Below are 17,814 nucleotides of genomic sequence, written 5' to 3'. Positions count from 1 at the left end.
GTACCCTGGGTCCGTGTCGGTCGGAGATCCGGGTGAGGCGAGGATGACCTTCGGGGTGCCGGGGAGGCGCGGCGGCGAACTGCCCGCGGAGGTGACCGGCTTCATCGGCCGCAGTGTCGAACTGGCGTCCGTGCAGCGGATGCTGGGCCTCTCCCGGATGGTGACCCTGACCGGTCCCGGCGGGGTCGGCAAGACCCGGGTCGCGCTGCGGGCGGTTTCCGCGCTGCGCGAGCACTACCCGGACGGCGTCTACCTGGTGGAGCTGTCCGCGCTGGCCGACCCGGAACTGCTGCCGCGCACCGTCTGCGCCGCGCTCGGGCTCAGCGAGCAGACCGCCCGCCCCGCGCTCGACCTGCTCACCGAGTACCTGTCCGGGCGCGCCACGCTGCTGGTACTTGACACCTGCGAACACCTGGTCGACGCCTGCGCGATGCTGACCGACCTGCTGCTGAGGGACTCGCCCGGCACCAGCATCCTGGCCACCAGCCGCCAGCCGCTGGACGTCCCCGGCGAGCACACCCTGGTCATCCCGCCGCTGCCGGTGGAGACCGGCGCCGAGGACGCCAACGGCGCGGTCGCGCTGTTCGCCCAGCGCGCCGCCGCGGTCGTCCCCGGCTTCACCCTCACCGAGGCCAACACCGCCGACGTACTGGCCCTCTGCCGCCGCCTGGACGGCATCCCGCTGGCGATCGAACTGGCCACGGTACGGCTGCGGGCGATCCCGCTGGACCAGCTGGCGCTGCGCCTGGAGGACCGCTTCCGGCTGCTCACCGGCGGCCGCCGGACCGCCCTGCCGAGGCACCAGACCCTGCGCACCACCATCGGCTGGAGCCACGAACTGTGCTCGCCGCAGGAGCGGCTGCTGTGGGCCCGGCTCTCGGTGTTCGCGGGCAGCTTCGACCTGCTCGCGGTCGAGGCGGTCTGCTCCGGCGGCGAACTCGGCCCGGACGACGTGCTGGAGCAGCTGATCGGCCTGGTCGACAAGTCGGTGGTGCTCCGAGTCGACGACCCGTCAGGAACCCGCTACCGCCTGCTCGACACCATCCGCGAGTACGGCGCCGAATGGCTGGCCACCCTCGGCGAGGAGGAGCAGCTGCGGGCCCGGCACTTCGACTGCTACCGGGAGCTGGCCTCCGGCTTCGCGGCGGTCTTCCTCAGCTCCGAGCAGCTGGCCCGGTTCCGCGCGCTGGCCGGTGAGCAGGCCAACCTCCGCGCCGCCCTCGACCACGCCCTGGACCGGCCCGAACGCGCCCGGGCCGCCCTGTCGTTGACCGTCGACCTGTGCGGCTACTGGGCCTGCGCAGGGCAGTTGGCCGAGGGAAGGCACTGGCTGCTGCGGGCGCTGGCGGGCGCGCCGGAAGCCGGACCCGACCGGGCCCGGGCGCTCACCGCGGTCGGCCACTTCGACCTGCTGATGGGCCAGTACGACGAGGTCGGCCAGTGCCTGGCCGAGGCGTACGCCATCGCCTCGGACCTCGGCGACCCGGTGCTCCTCGGCCATGTCGAGCAGTACCGCGGCCTGCACGCGGTCTCCGGCGACGACTGGGAGACCTCCGAACGCTGCTTCCAGCGGGCCAGGGAGCTGCTCCAGCCCACCGGCGACCGGTTCGCGCTGGCCGTGCTGTCCAACCTGGAGACCGTCGGCATGATCCTGCGGGACCGCCCGGACCGGGCCGCGCGGCTCTCCGCCCAGGCCCTGGCCGACATCGCGGACGCCCCGGGGGAGCGCTGGATCCGGGGCTTCCTGCTGGTCTTCCGGGGCATGGCGCTGTGGCTGCGCGGCGAGCAGGAGGAGTGCGCCCGCACCGCCCGCGAGGCGCTGTGCGTCAAGGGCGACCTGGAGGACGCCGTCGGCATCGCGTACAGCCTGGAACTGCTCGCCTGGAGCGCGGTCGCCCAGCGGCGCCCGGAGCGCGGCGCCTGGCTGCTCGGCGCGGCCGAGGAGCAGTGGAAGCGGTCCGGACGCCCGCTCAGCGGCGTCGAGTCGATGCTCCGCCACCGCATCGAGTCGGAGCGCCTGGCCCGCGCCGAACTCGGCGCCGAACGCTACGAGCAGGCCGCCGGGCTCGGACGGCGGCTGCCGCTGAGCCAACTGGTGGAACTCGCGCTCGCCGACGCGGACACCCCCGCCGACCTGCCCCGGCAGGCCGCGCCGCCGCCCGAGCCCGGACCGGGCCCGCTGACCCGCCGCGAACGCGAGGTCGCCGCGCTCGTCGCCGCCGGCCTGTCCAACCGCGAGGTGGCCGAACGGCTGGTGATCTCCAAGCGCACCGCCGACGCCCACGTCGAGCACATCCTGGCCAAGCTCGGCGTCTCCTCGCGCGCGGAGATCACCCCGCTGCTCGACGGCCGGGCGTAGACCCGGCATACGTACGCCACCCGGGGCGGAGATAGGTATACCGATCATCGCCGGATACCGATGCGCGGCGGTCGGCCCGGGCGGAAGGCTGTGAGCGCGCCACCACTCCGGGTCCGGCCCGTGAGCGGCGTCCGCGTCGCGGCACTCCGACACCCCTTGAGGGGCTCCCCCGGTTCCCGAGGAGAAGGGTGCCGCGACGCGGCCCCCACCCGTACCCGCCCAGACCACACGAGACGGACGCCGCCATGCCCCGCGCACCCCGTATCCCCGCCCCCGGAACCGACCCAGGGCTGCTCGGGCGCGAACGCGAACTGGCGGTCCTGTGCGCCGAGTCGGCCGAGCGGCGACTGGTCACCCTGACCGGCTCGGCCGGGATCGGCAAGTCCCGGCTGGCCGCCGCCGCGGCCGCCTCCGGCGCCGCCGGGCTCGGCCCGGACGGGCTGCTGCTGACCGCCGACCTCAGCGGGCTGCTCGCCCCGGAACTGCTCTGCTGCACCCTCTCCCGCGCGCTGGACCTGCCCGACCGCCCCGACCTGTCCGAACTCGCGGCCCTGGCACACGGGTTGGCCGGGCAGCCGACGCTGCTGCTGCTCGACGGCTGCGAACGCGCCGAGGGCCAGGGCGCGCCCGCGATCGAGTACCTGCTCGGCGCCTGCCCGGAGTTGACCGTGCTCGCGGTCGGCCGCCGGGCGCTGGGCCTGGACGGCGAGTACGTGCTGGCGCTGGCGCCGCTGGCCGAGGACCCGGCACTGGAACTGCTCACCGAGCGCGCCCACCGCCACGGCGTCCCGCTGGAACCGGACCGGGCCGCGCGGCGGAACGCCCTCGCCCTGTGCCACCTGCTCGACCACAACCCGCTGGCGATCGAACTGGCCGCGCTGCGGCTGCGCGAGGTCCCGCCACACCGGCTGACGGCGGAGGTCGCCCGGCCGTCCGGACTGCTGGCGCTGTCCGGCACCGCCCTGGACGGCCCCGGTCGGCCGTACCGGCACAGGAGCCTGCACGCCGCCGCCCAGTGGAGCCACGAGCTGTGCGGCGCACCGGAGATGCTGCTCTGGGCCCGGCTGTCCGCGCTGCCCTCCGGCTTCGACCTGGCCGAGGCCCACGGCTGCTGCGCCGACCCGGCCCTGCCCGGACCGGTACTGGACGCCGCCTGGCACGGACTGCTGCGCGGCTCGGTGCTGGTGCCCGACCACGCGGGCTTCGGACGCTGCCGGATCCCGGCGGTGCTGCGCGCCTACGGGCGTGAGTGGCTGCGCGTGCAGCAGGCCTGACGATCCGTCAATGCTGCCGGGCGGCCTGCCGGACCAGCCGCAGCGGCAGCTCCGGCGCGCCGCTCCAGTGCAGGTGCAGGTAGGAGGCGTGCACCGAGGGGCCGGTGAACCCCTCCAGACGGGGTCCGTCCGCCGCCCGCCAGCCCCAGGCCGCGGCGGCCCCGGCGGCGGGCTCGCAGACGGTGCGGTGGAACTCGTGCCCGTGCACCCGGGTACCGCTCACCGCCAGCGGGCTGTCGGACAGCGCCACCGCCTCCCGGTAGCCCAGCGTCAGCCGCTCGGTCATCCGCGCGTCCACCTCCAGCACCCCGCACATCGGCAGCCCGTCCAGCGAGCGGCCCAGGTACAGCAGCCCGGCGCACTCGGCGGCCAGCGGCGCGCCGGACGCCGCCAGCGCCGCCACCTGTGCCCGCAGCGGCGCGTTGGCCGACAGCTGCTCCGCGTACACCTCGGGGAAGCCGCCGCCGATCACCAGTCCGGCCGTCCCCGGCGGCAGCGCCCGGTCCCGCAGCGGGTCGAACGGCGCGACCTCCGCGCCCGCCGCCGCCAGCAGTTCGGCGTTCTCGGCGTAGGAGAAGGAGAAGGCCGCGCCCGAGGCCAGCGCCACCACCGGCCGTCCGGCCGCCGGACCGCCCCGCCCGGCGATCTCCGTCGCCGCGCTCCACGGCGGCTCGGACAGCGGGGGAGCGGACCGGGCCAGCGCCAGCAGCGCGTCCAGATCGACGCCCGCGCGCACCAGTTCGCCCATGTCCCGGACCGCCCGCAGCGCCTCGGCGTCCCGCTCCGCCGCCGGGACCAGGCCCAGGTGGCGGCTGGGGGTGGCCACCTCGGGGCGCCGCCGCAGCGCGCCCAGCACCGGAACCCCGCCGCCCTCCTCCAACGCCTCCCGCAGCAGTTGCTCGTGCCGGTCCGAGGCCACCCGGTTCAGGATCACCCCGCCGAGCCGCACCTGCGGATCCCAGGAGGCGAAACCGTGCACCAGCGCCGCCACCGACCGGCTCTGCGAGGAGGCGTCCACCACCAGCACCACCGGCGCCCGCAGCACCTTGGCGACGTGCGCGGTCGAGGCGAACTCGCCGCGCCCGGCCGCCCCGTCGAACATCCCCATCACCCCCTCGACCACCGCCACGTCCGCCCCCGCCGCGCCGTGCAGCAGCAGCGGCGCCAGCCGCTCCGGACCCGACAGGAAGGCGTCCAGGTTCCGCCCGGGACGCCCGGCGGCCAGCGCGTGGTAGCCCGGATCGATGTAGTCGGGCCCTACCTTGTGCGGCGACACCGCGAGCCCGCGCGCGCTCAGCGCGGCCATCAGCCCGGTGGCCACGGTCGTCTTTCCGCTGCCGGACGCGGGTGCGGCGATGACGACACGGGGAATGTCCATTCGGCCATCCTTTCGTAGGCTGATACTGCTCGAAGAACAGGTAATCGTCCGACTGCGCTGAGTGTTCGGCGTGGGGTCCCGGACGAAGGAGGCAGGCGGTGACCGCAGTGCACGACCGACCGGCGGCTGGCGGCCTTCGGTACCGCGCTCCCGATCCCGAAACCGCTCGGCATCACGCTCAACACCGAGGAACTGCTCGACTACATTCGCTGATTATCCGTCACCACTCGATCCCCGGCTGGCCCTTCCGCCCGGCGTCCATCGGGTGCTTGACCTTGGTCATCTCGGTCACGAGGTCCGCCGCGTCCAGCAGCGGCTGCGGCGCGTTGCGGCCGGTGATCACCACGTGCTGGCTGCCCGGGCGGTCCCGGAGCACGCTCAGCACCTCCTCGGTGTCGATCCAGCCCCAGTGCAACGGATAGGTGAACTCGTCCAGCACGTACAGCCGGTAGGTCTCGGCCGCCAGGTCCCGCTGGACCTGCGCCCAGCCCTCGCGGGCGGCCTCCTCGCTGTCGGCGATGGTGCGCTGCACCCAGGACCAGCCCTCGCCCATCTTGTGCCAGGCCACACTCCCGCCCTCGCCGCTGGCCCCCAGCACCCGCAGCGCGTGCTCCTCGCCGACCTTCCACTTCGCCGACTTGACGAACTGGAACACCCCGATCGGCCACCCCTGGTTCCAGGCCCGCAACGCCAGCCCGAAGGCGGCCGTGGACTTGCCCTTGCCCGGTCCGGTGTGGACCGCGAGCACGGGCAGGCTTCGTCGTTGACGGGTCGTCAGTCCGTCGTCGGGAACGGTGCTCGGCTGTCCCTGCGGCATGGTTACGCCGCCTCCTTTCGGATCGATCGAACCAGGTCGGTCATGCTGTCGGCGGCCAGCTCGTCCAGGCGGACGGCGGTACCCGCCAGGTGCCCGGCCAGCTCGGCCGCCAGGCCGAGCCGCACCGGGCCGTGCTCGCAGTCCACCACGATCGCGGCGGTGCCCTGCGCGGCCAGCAGCCGCGCCGCCCGCCGCGCCTCCACCAGCGGGGCCGCGCCGCCGCCCGCGCGGCCGGTGGCCCGGCCGTCGGTGACCACCACCAGCAGCGCCCGGCGGCGCGGGTCGCGCAGCCGCTCCAGCCGCAGCGTCTCGTGGGCCCGCAGCAGGCCCGCCGCCAGCGGCGTCCGCCCACCCGTCGGCAGCTGTTCGAGCCGGGCCGCGCCGACCTCCACCGAGGAGGTCGGCGGCAGCGCCAGCACCGCCTCCGAGCCCCGGAAGGTGATCATGCCGACTTTGTCCCGCCGCTGGTAGGCGTCCATCAGCAGCGACAGCACCGCGCCCTTGACGGCGGACATCCGCTGCCGCGCCGCCATCGAGCCCGAGGCGTCCACCACGAACAGCACCAGGTTGGCCTCGCGGCCCTCCCTGACCTGCTGCCGGAAGTCGTCCCGGCGCAGCTTCAGCGCCCGCCCGTCGCGCCCGCGCGCCAGCTGGTGCGGGGCGGCGGCGGTGATCGTGGCGGCCAGGTGCAGCCGTTGCAGCGCGCCGCTGGGGCGGGCGGCCCGGACGGTGTGGCCGCCCGTGTCGGTCCGCGCCCGCGAGCGGCGCCCGGGGGCGCCCTCGCCGGTGCCGGGCACCTGGTACAGCCGGGTCCGGTAGGGCGGGGCGGCCGCCGCCGCCGGGGCCGGCGCCGACTCCCCGGACCGGGACTGCTGCTGCTCCGGCGCGGGCCGCTCCCCGGCGGGCTGCTCCGGCGCGGCGGGACCGTCCGCCGCGGCGGGACCGTCCGAGGGCGCGTCCTGCCCGCCGCCCCCGCCGCCGCCACCGGGTCCGTCGTCCTCAGGACCGTCAGGGCCGTCAGGGCCGTCGGGGCCGTCCGGCTGGTCCGAGCCGTCCGGGTCCTCCCCGGCCGACTGCTGTAGCGCCTGCTCCAGTGTGTCCTCGTCCAACCCCGGTGCGTCGAACGGGTTCCGGCGGCGCCGGTGCGGCAGCGCCAGCTTCGCCGCGGTGCGGACGTCCTCGGCGAGCACCGTGGTCCGGCCCGCCCAGGCCGCCAGCGCCACCGCCGTCCGCGCCATCACGATGTCCGCGCGCAGCCCGTCCACCTCGAACGCCGCGCAGGTGGCCGTGATCTGCCGCAGCGCCCCGTCGCCGAGGCGCACCCGTGGCAGCAACTCCTGCGCGGCGACGATGCGTTCGGCCAGGTCGCGCTCCTCCTCGGTCCAGCGCGCGGCGAAGCCCTCCGGGTCGGCGTCGTACGCCAGCCGCCGCCGGACCACCTCGGCGCGCAGCTCGGGGTCGCGGGTCGCGGCGATCTCCACGGTCAGCCCGAACCGGTCCAGCAGCTGCGGACGCAGCTCCCCCTCCTCCGGGTTCATCGTCCCGACCAGCAGGAACCGGGCCGCGTGGCGGACCGAGACGCCCTCGCGCTCGACGTAGGAGCGGCCCATCGCGGCGGCGTCCAGCAGCAGGTCGACCAGGTGGTCGCCGAGCAGGTTCACCTCGTCGATGTAGAGCACGCCCCGGTGCGCCGCCGCCAGCAGCCCCGGCTCGTACGCCTTCACGCCCTCGGCCAGGGCGCGTTCCAGGTCCAGCGAGCCGACGATCCGGTCCTCGGAGACCCCGACCGGCAGCTCCACCAGCCGGGTCGGCCGCTCGGCGGCGGGCGCGTCCGGGCCGTGCGGCCCGTCCGGGCACTGCGGGTCGGGCGCGGCCGGGTCGCAGCCGAAGCGGCAGCCCTGGACGGCCGCCAGCGGCGGCAGCAGCCCGGCCAGCGCGCGCACCGCCGTCGACTTGGCGGTGCCCTTCTCACCCCGGACCAGCACCCCGCCGACCGCCGGGCTCACGGCGTTCAGCAGCAGCGCGAGCCGCAGGTCCTCCATGCCGACGATCGCGGTGAAGGGATAGCGGGAACTCATGCGGGTGCGCCTCCTCGAACATTGGGTACGGACGTGACGCGCGTCATTCCCCGCCCTCCAGATCGCCTTCGAGCTCCAGGTAGACCTCGCGGAGCCGGTCCAGGGTGTCCTGGTCCGGCTCCGCCCACAGCTGCCGGTCGGCGGCCTCCAGCAGGCGTTCGGTGATGCCGCGCAGCGCCCAGGGGTTGGACTGGCGCATGAACTCCTGGTTCTCCGCGTCGAAGACGTACTCGGTGGCCAGCTTCTCGTACATCCAGTCGTCGACGACCCCGGCCGTGGCGTCGTAGCCGAACAGGTAGTCGACGGTCGCGGCCATCTCGAACGCGCCCTTGTAGCCGTGCCGCCGCATCGCCGCCATCCAGCGCGGGTTGACCACTCGGGCCCGGAACACCCGGTGCGTCTCCTCGCCCAGGGTGCGGGTGCGCACCTGGTCCGGCGTGGCGCTGTCGCCCACGTACGCCTCGGGCGACGTCCCGGTCAGGTGCCGGACCATGGCCACCATGCCGCCGTGGTACTGGAAGTAGTCGTCGGCGTCCACCAGATCGTGCTCGCGCGTGTCCACGTTCTTCGCGGCCACCGAGATCCGCCGGAACGCCTGCTCCATGTCCCCGCGCGCGTTCCGGCCGTCCAGGCCCCGACCGTAGGCGTAGCCGCCCCAGACCGCGTACACCTCGGCCAGGTCCGCGTCGGAACGCCAGTTGCGGGCATCGATCAGCGGCAGCAGCCCCGCGCCGTAGGCGCCCGGCTTGGAGCCGAAGATCCGCGCGGTGGCCCGGCGCCGGTCGCCGTGCTCGGCGGTGTCCTGCTCGACGTGCGCGCGCACGTAGTTGACGTGGTCCGGCTCGTCCAGCTCGGCCACCGCCCGCACCGCGTCGTCCAGCAGCCCGACCACGTGCGGGAAGGCGTCCCGGAAGAAGCCGGAGATACGGACCGTCACATCAATGCGCGGGCGCCCGAGTTCGGCCGCCGGGACGACCTCGAAGCCGGTCACCCGGCGCGAGGCGTCGTCCCAGAGCGGGCGGCAGCCGAGCAGCGCCAGGATCTCGGCGATGTCGTCGCCCTGGGTGCGCATGCAGGAGGTGCCCCACACGGTCAGGCCCACCGAGCGCGGGTACTCGCCGTTGTCGGTCAGGTACCGCTCGACCAGCGAGTCGGCCAGGGCCTGGCCGACCTCCCAGGACAGCCGGGAGGGGATGGCCTTCGGGTCCACCGAGTAGAAGTTGCGCCCGGTCGGCAGCACGTTGACCAGGCCGCGGGTCGGCGATCCGGAGGGACCGGCCGGGACGTAGCCGCCGCGCAGCGCGCGCAGCACGTGCGTCAGCTCGTCCGTGGTCCGCTCCAGCCGGGGCACCACCTCGTGCGCCGCGAACTCCAGCACCGCTACCGCGTCCGGAAGATGACGTCCCATCACCTCGACCACCAGCGGACCGGCGGCGGTCGGCGCCCAGTCGGCCGCCTCCATGCCCTCGGCCAGTCGGCGGCACAGCTGCTCCAGCAGGTCCACCACGTCCGAGCCGGTGCGTGACGGTCCCTCAACCAGCTTCAAAAGCTCGGCACTTGCCTGAGCGGGGGCACCGGGCCGGGCCAGCAGCTCCTTCTCCACCACGCCGAACTCCCGCGCCAGCGAGGCCCGCAGACCCGGCAGCGCGTCCGCCTTGCCGCCCCACACCTGCGCCGAGCGCAGCACCGCCAGCACCAGGTTCACCCGCGCCTCGCCGACCGGGCCGCCGCCGAGGATGTGCAGCCCGTCCCGGATCTGCACGTCCTTGATCTCGCACAGGTAGCCGTCGATGTGCATGACGAACTCGTCGAAGGCGTCCTCGTCCGGCTGGTCGTCCACATGCAGGTCGTGGTGCAGCTCGGCGGCCTTCACCAGGGTCCAGATCTGCGCCCGCACGGCCGGGGCCTTCGCCGGGTCCAGATCCTTCACCAGGGCGTACTCGTCCAGCAGTTGCTCCAGCTTGGCCAGGTCGCCGTAGGTGTCGGCGCGGGCCATCGGCGGCACCAGGTGGTCCACCACCGTGGCGTGCCCGCGCCGCTTCGCCTGGGTGCCCTCGCCCGGGTCGTTCACGATGAACGGGTAGACCAGCGGCAGTTCGCCGAGTACCGCGTCCGGCGCGCACCCGGCCGACAGGCCGAGGCCCTTGCCCGGCAGCCACTCCATGGTGCCGTGCTTGCCCAGGTGGATGATCGCGTCCGCGCCCCAGGACCGCTCCAGCCAGCGGTAGGCCGACAGGTAGTGGTGCGAGGGCGGCAGGTCGGGGTCGTGGTAGATGGCGATCGGGTTCTCGCCGAAGCCGCGCGGCGGCTGGATCATCAGCACCACGTTGCCGAACTCCAGTGACGCCAGCACGATCTCGTCGCCGTCGACGTACAGGCTGCCCGGGGCCTCGCCCCAGTGGCGGCGCACCCCCTCCCGCAACTCCGGTTCCAGTGCCTCGAACCAGCCCCGGTAGTCGGCCAGCGGCACCCGCGCCGGGGCGGCCCGCAGCTGCTCCTCGGTCAGCCACTCCACGTCGTGGCCCCCGGCCGCGATCAGACGGTGGATCAGTTCGTCACCGCTGGAGGGGTATCCACTTACCCCGTAACCGGCCTCGCGCAGCGAGTCGAGCAGCCGCACGGCCGAGGCCGGGGTGTCCAGGCCGACGGCGTTGCCGACCCGGGAGTGCTTGGTCGGGTAGGCGGTGAACACCACCGCGATCTTCTTCTCGGCGTTGGGCTTGTGCCGCAGCGCCGCGTGCCGCAGCGCGATCCCGGCCACCCGCGCGGCCCGCTCCGGGTCGGCGACATAGCCCGGGATGCCGTCCGTGCCCAGCTCCTTGAAGGAGAACGGGACGGTGATGATCCGGCCGTCGAACTCCGGGATGGCGACCTGCATGGCCGCGTCCATCGGCGTCAGCGCCGCGTCCGAGGCCTCCCAGGCGGCGCGGCTGGAGGTCAGGCACAGGCCCTGGAGCACCGGCACGTCCAGCTCCGCCAGCGCGCCCATGTCCCAGCTCTCCTCGTCGCCCCCGGCCGAGGCGTCGGCGGCGACCGTGCCGCCCGAGGCCAGCACCGTGGCCACCACCGCGTCGCAGCGGCCGAGCAGTTGGTAGAGACCCGGGTCGGCGCCGCGCAGCGTGCCGCAGAAGACCGGCAGCGCGTTGCCGCCCTTCGCCTCCACCGCCTCGCACAGGGTCTCCACGAACCGGGTGTTCCCGGACAGTTCGTGCGCGCGGTAGAACAGCACCGCGACGCTCGGCCGCCCCTCGACCCAGTCGCGCTCGCCGCTGACGCCGTACTGCGGCATCGGCTGCGGCGCGGCGAAGCCCTCGCCGGTCAGCAGCACGGTGTCGGACAGGAACCGGGCCAGCTCACCGAGGTTCGCCGGTCCGCCCTCGACCAGGTACGTCAGCGCCTCGGCGACCACGCCGGCCGGTACCGAGGACATGCCCATCAGCTCGGCGTCCGGCACCGCCTCGCCGCCGAGCAGCACGGTCGGCAGGCCGGAGGCGGTGATCACCGCGAGGCCCTCCTCCCAGGCGCGCCGCCCGCCGAGCAGCCGGACCACCACCACGTCCGCGCCGCGCAGCAGTTCGGGCAGTTCGGTGCCCGGGTCGATCCGCGACGGGTTGCCGATGCGGTAGCCCGCGTCGGCGGTGCGGGCCGCCAGCAGGTCGGTGTCGGCGGTGGACAGCAGCAGGACGGTCGCGCCGCTCGGTGGCTGGATCGGGTCCTGCTCGGCCTGGCTGGCCACGGTGAACTCCCTTGTCGTCATGACAGATGAATCGCTGAACTCACGAAGAGGCGGCGGCGGCGCTCACGGCGCGCCGGGCGGCACGAACGGCAGTCCCCGCGGCACGCCGCCCTCGATCAGCCGCAGCAGCGCCCCGGTGTCGGCGTGCTCGGCGATCAGGTCGCCCAGCCGGTCGAGCCGTTGCTCGCGGGCGGCGGCGAAGCAGGTGTCCGGCGCGGGGCTGAACGCCCGTCCGGCCAGTGCGGCGGCCTCCCGCAGGAAGGCCCGGCGGAAGCCGTCGTTCTCCAGCGCGCCGTGCCAGGTGGTGCCCCAGACCGAGCCGGACCGGCAGCCGTCCAGGAACGGCTCGCCGCCCTCCACGCTGACCACCCCGTGGTGGATCTCGTATCCGGCGACGGTCTCCCCGTAGGCCTCGCCGACCGGCCGGGCCAGGGTCTTCTCCTGGGCGAACCAGGTCCGGACCGGCAGCAGCCCGAGCCCCGGAACGGTCCCGGCCCGCGACTCCACCTCGTCCACCAGCGTCCGCCCGAGCATCTGGTAGCCGCCGCAGACGCCGAGCAGCGGCAGCCCCAGCGCGGCCCGCTCGGCCAGCGCCGTGTCCAGGCCGCGCTCGCGCAGCCAGGCCAGGTCGGCGACGGTGGCCCGGCTGCCGGGCAGCACCACCAGGTCGGCGTCGGCCAGCTCCTGCGGCCGGGTGGCCCAGCGCACCAGCACGCCCGGCTCCTGCGCCAGCGCGTCGACGTCGGTGAAGTTGGACAGCCGGGGCAGCCGCACCACCGACACCCGCAGCACCTCCCGCCCGTGCGGGGCCTCGGACGGGGCGCGGTCGGCCAGTCCGGCCAGGTCCAGCGAGTCCTCGGCGTCCAGCCAGAGCCCGGACAGCATCGGCAGCACGCCCAGCGTCGGCCGCCCGGTCAGCTTCAGCAGCATGTCCAGCCCCGGCTGCAACAGCCGCTGGTCGCCGCGGAACTTGTTCACGATCCAGCCGCCGATGTGCGCCTGGTCCTCGGCGGACAGCAGCGCCAGGGTGCCGAACATGGACGCGAACACGCCGCCCCGGTCGATGTCGCCGACCACCACCACCGGCAGCGCGGCGGCCGTCGCCAGGCCCATGTTGGCCAGGTCGCGGTCGCGCAGGTTGATCTCGGCGGGGGAGCCCGCCCCCTCGCAGACCACCACGTCGTACCGGCGGCGCAGGTCGGCCAGGCAGTCCAGGGCGATCCGCAGCAGCGCGGGCTTGCGCTCGTGGTAGTCCAGCGCGCCGACCTCGGCCACCGGGTGGCCGAGCACCACGACCTGGCTGCGGCTGTCCGAGCCCGGTTTCAGCAGCACCGGGTTCATCGCCGCCTGCGGCTCGATCCCGGCGGCGGCGGCCTGCATCGCCTGGGCCCGGCCGATCTCCGCGCCGTCGGCGGTGACGAAGGAGTTCAGCGACATGTTCTGCGCCTTGAACGGCGCCACCGAGACGCCCTGCCGGGCCAGCCAGCGGCAGATCCCGGCGGTGACCACGCTCTTGCCCGCGTCGCTGGTGGTCCCGGCGACCAGTAGTGCCCCGTTCAACGCCGCCCCCTGCGGTTCGATCGAAACCCGGGCAACCCGGATGACCTGAGCAGGCCCGAAGCCCCCAGCAGTGAGGCGGCGACCGCCGCGCCCGCGGCCAGCCGGCCGACCCGCCGCGACAGCACGCACGCCCGTTCGATGTCCGCGACCGCCACCGGCCGCGCCTCGCCGCCCAGCACCGCCCGGTGCTCGGTCCGGCCGCCCGCCGCCCGACCACCCCCGACGGAGTCGCCGCCCTCCGCGCTGTGCGGGTACGTCAGCGTCCCGCCCAGGCGCACCCCCAGCGCGCCCGCGAAGGCCGCCTCCGCCTGTCCGGCGTTGGGGCTCGGGTGCGCGGCGGCGTCGCGCCGCCAGACCCGCCAGGCGTCGGCCCGGCGCGCGGGCTCCGCCGCCGCCACGGTCAGCAGCGCGGTCACCCGGGCGCCGGGCCAGCCCGCGGCGTCGTCCAGCCGGGCCGAGGCCCAGCCGAAGCGCAGCCAGCGCGGCGAGCGGTGGCCGACCATGGCGTCCAGGGTGTTCACCGCGCGGAACGCCAGCAGCCCGGGCACACCCGCCAGCGCGCCCCAGACCAGCGCGTTGACCACCGCGTCGGCGGTGTTCTCGGCGACCGACTCGACCACCGCGCGGGCGAGTTGCTGCTCCGTCAGCTCGCGCGGGTCGCGGCCGCACAGGTACGGCAGCCGCTCCCGGGCGGCGGCCAGGTCACCGGCCTCCAGCGCCCGGCCGACCGTGCGCGCCTCGCGGACCAGCGACGCGCCGCCGAGTACCGTCCAGGTCGCCGCGCCCGCCAGCAGGGCCCGGCCCGCGCCGCTGCCGCGCACCGCGCGCTCGGCGCCCAGCGCGCCGACCGCGACCGTGCCGACGCAGAGCGCGGTGAAGACCGCGCCGGTGCCCCGGTGGTCCCGCCAGATCCGCTGCTCCAGAGCGGTGGCGGCGCGGCCGAACCCGGCCACCGGGTGTCCGCGCCGGGGGTCGCCGAAGGCGGCGTCGGCGGCGTACCCGGCCGCGACGCCCAGCGCGAGGGCGCTGCGCACGGCGGTCAGCGGGGCGGCTGCGGAAGGGCGGGGGCGTCGTGCGGGGGCTGGGGCGAAGCGCGCATGGCGTGGATGTCCTCACTCAGGGTCCGCGCCCTGGATCGACGAACCGGCGGCGAGAGTCTCCTGGCTTCCGGATCGACACGCTCCCGGGCCTTCCCGCAGTGGAACCCACTGCCGTGGCCGTCGTTCGAGAGCGCTCCCCGGTGACAGTGGCGGGACCGCGCCGGATTCGCACCGGCTTCCTCTCCATGCCTCCGTTTGGCCCACCGATCCCACCACGCCGCCGGACCGACCGTCAACACGCGGCCTCGCGACTCTTCTCACACCGGCGCGGCGCTCAGGCCGCGCTGTCCCGCCCCCGCGCCTTCGGCTGCTCGGCGGTGCGCCGGGGCTGGAGCCTGACCAGGCTCAGCAGCTCCGCCGTGCCCTGCGCGACCTGCTCGGCGACCTGCTCCACCGCGTTCGCCCGCGGCAGGGCGCGCCGCCGGGGCGCGACCTCCGCTCCGGCCTGGCGTTGCAGCACCTGCTCCGCCGGGCTCGCCGGCGGGCGCAGCATGCGGTCCTCGAACCAGGCGAGACCGAGGATGACGAGCAGCCCCAGTGGGGCGATGAGAAGCCAGGCAAGAACAGACATGGGCACCCCAAGGTCGTCGAGTGCTGCGGTCCGGTCGATTCCCCCGGAGTCCAGCGTCCGCTCCGAGCGGCGTTTCCGCATCTCGGAGCGCCCACGCCCGGTCACTGCCTGTCGCCGCCGCCCGCCCGCCGCCGGTGCCCGCCCGGCTCCGGGCCTCAGTGCCGCCCGGAGATCACGTCCGCGACCCGGGCGATCGGCGAGGTGGTGGCCCGCCCGGCGAGCTCCTGCCGGTCGGCGGCGTGGTACGCGGCGTACATGCCGTGCACGCCGATCCAGCGCAGCGGCTCCGGCTCCCAGCGGCGGACCTGGTGGCCGACCCACGGCAGCGCGGTGAGCTCGGTGTCGCCGCGCGAGCCGTGCTCCCGCAGCACCAGGTCGCGCAGGGTCCGCGCGGCCAGGTTGGTGGTGGTCACGCCGCTGCCGACGTAGCCGCCCGCCCAGCCCAGGCCGGACGCCCGGTCCAGCTCCACCGTGGAGCACCAGTCGCGGGGCACCCCGAGCACCCCGGACCAGGCGTGCGCGATCCCGGTCCGCCCGGCCGCCGGGAAGAACCGGACCAGGATCTCCCGCAGCTGGTCGATGGTCTGCTGCGGGGTCCGCCCGTCGTTGTCGGTGCGCGAGCCGAAGCGGTACGGCACCCCGCGCCCGCCCAGCGCGATCCGGTCGTCGGCGGTCCGCTGCGCGTACATGTACGCGTGTGCCATGTCGCCCAGGGTCTCCCGGCCCGCCCAGCCGACCGAGTCCCAGAAGGACCCGGGCAGCGGGTCGGTCACGATCATGGACGAGTTCATCGGCAGCCAGGAGCGCCGCTCCCCGCGCAGCGCCGAGGTGAAGCCCTCGGTCGCGCGCAGCACGAACCGCGCCGAGACGGTGCCGGTCGCGGTGACCGCCCGGGCCGGGCGGCCGTCGGCGGCGGGCAGGATCTCCCGGACCGCGGTGCCCTCGTGCACGGTCACGCCCATCGCCCGGACCACCCGGGCCAGCCCCTGGACCAGCTTCGCGGGCTGGATCCGGGCGCCGTGCGGGGTCCAGCTGCCGCCGAGCACCCCGGCCACGCCGATCCGCGCCGCCGCCTCGGCCGCGCCGAGCAGCCGCTGGTCGGTCTCGCCGTAGGCGTGCTCCCCGGCGACGTACTCGCGCAGCCGGGACAGCTGGGCCGGGGTGTGGGCGACTTCCAGGACCCCGCCCTTGACCACGTCCGCGTCGATGCCCTCGGCCGCGCAGACCTCGACCACCTCGTCCACCGCCCGGGTCATCGCCCGCTGCATGGCGACGGCCCCGGCCTTGCCGTAGGTCCGGGCGAAGACCCCGCGCCCGGCGAAGCCGTTGTAGAGCCAGCCGCCGTTGCGGCCGGAGGCGCCGTACCCGCAGAAGCGCTGCTCCAGCACGGTCACCCGCAGGCTCGGATCAGCCTTCTTCAGGTAGTACGCGGTCCACAGGCCGGTGTAGCCGCCGCCGACCACGCAGACGTCGGCCTCGGCCGAGCCGTCGAGCGGCGAGCGCGGCTCCGGGATCCCGATCGACGAGTACCAGAACGAGACACCGCCGTTGGCGGTGGCGGACGAGCCCATCAGTGGACCTGCTTCCGAGCCGGGGGTTTGTCGGACCGTATCCACCGGCATGGCCGGCGGCAACGCGCACAGTGTCAGGCGTGCGGCGGCAATGCCGACACAGCGTCGGCCGGTGCCGCCCGAACGGACGCGCCCCGCTGGCGCCCGGCGCGGGTCGGGACTGGGATGGCGGGCAGGAGTACCGGTACCGAGAGGCAACGAACGAGGCACCACCGACCGCAGGGAGTGACATTGCGTTGGGGAATGGCAGCAGCCGCGGTCGGCGCCACCGCCGTCGCGGCGGGCGCGGTCGCGCTGGCGGCCGGCCGGGCCGTGTCCGAGTTCTCGGTCCGGCCCAAGCACGCCGACGCCGAGGCGGGCGGCCTGCGGGTGCACGCCTCGGCACTGGACCGGGTCGAGCTGACCCGCGGCTGGGAGACGCAGCGCCGGGGCCGCTACGGGCTGGAGTGGGGCGAGCGGAACCGGGCGGTGGTCGGTGAGGTCCTCGGCACCGGCCCGCAGACCGTGGTCCGCGCCCTGGAGTCGGGCCCGGTACCGGCCGCCGGGACCGCCGTGCGGATCACCCCGCAGGTGTACACCGGCGACCCCGGCAGCGCGCTGGGCCTGAGGTTCGACACCGTCGCCGTGCCCGGTGAGCTGGGCCCGATGCCGGCCTGGCAGCTGCCCGGCGTCCGCGACCTGTGGGTGGTCGCGGTGCACGGCTCCGGCACCGACCGGCAGCAGACGCTGCCGCTGCTGCCGGTGCTGCACCGGCTCAAGGTGCCCGCGCTGGCCGTCAGCTACCGCAACGACCCGGACGCGCCGCCCTCGGCCGACGGCATCGGGCACTTCGGCGAGACCGAGTGGCGCGACGTCGACGCGGCCGTGCGGCTGGCGCTGGACTCCGGCGCCGGGCAGATCCTGCTCTACGGCTGGGGCCTGGGCGCGACCATGGTGCTGCAGACCGCCGACCGCTCCGCCTGGCGGCACAGCGTGCGCGGGATCGTGCTGGACTCCCCGGTGCTGGACTGGCGCGACACCGCCCGCCGCCGGGCCGCCCGGCGCGGCGTCCCGGACGCCCTGGCCGTCCTCGGCGCCCGCGCCGCCGAGGGCCGCTCCGGGGTGGACCCGGGGGACATCGACCGGCTGGCGCTCGGCGACGACCTGCGCGCCCCGGTGCTGCTGATGCACAGCCCGGACGACACGGTCGCCCCGGTCGGGCCCGCGCGTCGGCTGGCCGCCCTCCGGGACGACCTCGTCTGGTACCGGGAGTTTCCCGGAGCCGAGCACGAGGCGCTGTGGAACTCCGATCCGAGCGGCTACGAGGACACCGTACGCCGTTTCCTCACGCCCCTCCTGTGACCCTTCCGTCACCATTCCGGGACACGTTG

General features: G+C 75.3%; 11 protein-coding genes and 1 riboswitch. Of the genes, 3 read left to right on the top strand and 8 right to left on the bottom strand.

Features of this window, described 5'->3' with window-relative positions; genetic code table 11:
• Window positions 1–13 precede the first annotated feature (13 nt).
• Together GXP74_RS30665 and GXP74_RS30660 are read left to right on the top strand one after the other, a co-directional pair.
• Window positions 14–2,359: a LuxR C-terminal-related transcriptional regulator gene (locus GXP74_RS30665; protein WP_225448315.1), complete on the top strand. Its 2,346-nt coding sequence runs from the start codon at window positions 14–16 to the stop codon at window positions 2,357–2,359.
• A gap of 245 nt (window positions 2,360–2,604) precedes the next feature.
• Window positions 2,605–3,633 carry a hypothetical protein gene (locus tag GXP74_RS30660; protein ID WP_182454504.1) on the top strand — a complete coding sequence of 343 codons (1,029 nt, stop codon included), beginning with the start codon at window positions 2,605–2,607 and terminating at the stop codon, window positions 3,631–3,633.
• A 7-nt stretch (window positions 3,634–3,640) separates the two neighbouring features.
• On the opposite strand, the gene GXP74_RS30655 is transcribed toward GXP74_RS30660, so the two are convergent.
• From GXP74_RS30655 to GXP74_RS30620, 8 genes are all read right to left on the bottom strand, one after another.
• Window positions 3,641–5,011 carry a cobyrinate a,c-diamide synthase gene (locus GXP74_RS30655; protein ID WP_182454503.1) on the bottom strand — a complete coding sequence of 457 codons (1,371 nt, stop codon included), beginning with the start codon at window positions 5,009–5,011 and terminating at the stop codon, window positions 3,641–3,643.
• A gap of 220 nt (window positions 5,012–5,231) precedes the next feature.
• Window positions 5,232–5,828, bottom strand: coding sequence for a cob(I)yrinic acid a,c-diamide adenosyltransferase (gene cobO / locus GXP74_RS30650; protein ID WP_182454501.1), 597 nt, complete (start codon window positions 5,826–5,828; stop codon window positions 5,232–5,234).
• A 2-nt stretch (window positions 5,829–5,830) separates the two neighbouring features.
• Window positions 5,831–7,906, bottom strand: coding sequence for a putative cobaltochelatase (locus GXP74_RS30645; RefSeq protein ID WP_182454498.1), 2,076 nt, complete (start codon window positions 7,904–7,906; stop codon window positions 5,831–5,833).
• 43 nt (window positions 7,907–7,949) lie between these two features.
• On the bottom strand, window positions 7,950–11,582 hold the full coding sequence (gene cobN / locus GXP74_RS30640) for a cobaltochelatase subunit CobN (RefSeq protein ID WP_225448704.1): 3,633 nt from the start codon (window positions 11,580–11,582) through the stop codon (window positions 7,950–7,952).
• A gap of 123 nt (window positions 11,583–11,705) precedes the next feature.
• Complete coding sequence (locus GXP74_RS30635; RefSeq protein ID WP_182454495.1) at window positions 11,706–13,202, bottom strand: cobyric acid synthase; 1,497 nt, start codon at window positions 13,200–13,202, stop codon at window positions 11,706–11,708.
• Window positions 13,199–14,245, bottom strand: a complete 1,047-nt coding sequence (locus GXP74_RS30630; RefSeq protein WP_370468572.1) for a cobalamin biosynthesis protein — start codon at window positions 14,243–14,245, stop codon at window positions 13,199–13,201. The genes GXP74_RS30635 and GXP74_RS30630 overlap by 4 nt, the downstream gene beginning before the upstream one ends.
• 89 nt (window positions 14,246–14,334) lie before the next feature.
• A riboswitch (cobalamin riboswitch) is annotated at window positions 14,335–14,523 on the bottom strand.
• 53 nt (window positions 14,524–14,576) lie between these two features.
• The gene (locus tag GXP74_RS30625; RefSeq protein WP_182454491.1) at window positions 14,577–14,873 is read right to left on the bottom strand and encodes a hypothetical protein; all 297 of its coding nucleotides are present in this window, start codon (window positions 14,871–14,873) and stop codon (window positions 14,577–14,579) included.
• Window positions 14,874–15,028: 155 nt separating this feature from the next.
• Window positions 15,029–16,444, bottom strand: coding sequence for an FAD-binding oxidoreductase (locus GXP74_RS30620; RefSeq protein ID WP_182454489.1), 1,416 nt, complete (start codon window positions 16,442–16,444; stop codon window positions 15,029–15,031).
• Between the two features lie 243 nt (window positions 16,445–16,687).
• Between GXP74_RS30620 and GXP74_RS30615 the strand changes: the two genes are divergently transcribed.
• On the top strand, window positions 16,688–17,785 hold the full coding sequence (locus GXP74_RS30615; RefSeq protein ID WP_182454488.1) for a S9 family peptidase: 1,098 nt from the start codon (window positions 16,688–16,690) through the stop codon (window positions 17,783–17,785).
• The last annotated feature ends 29 nt before the right edge of the window (window positions 17,786–17,814 follow it).

Origin of the sequence: Streptacidiphilus sp. P02-A3a (assembly GCF_014084105.1) — a bacterium.
Taxonomy (GTDB): domain Bacteria; phylum Actinomycetota; class Actinomycetes; order Streptomycetales; family Streptomycetaceae; genus Streptacidiphilus.
The sequence above is the reverse complement of the archived record's forward strand: the minus strand, read 5'-3'. Positions and strand labels throughout refer to the sequence as shown.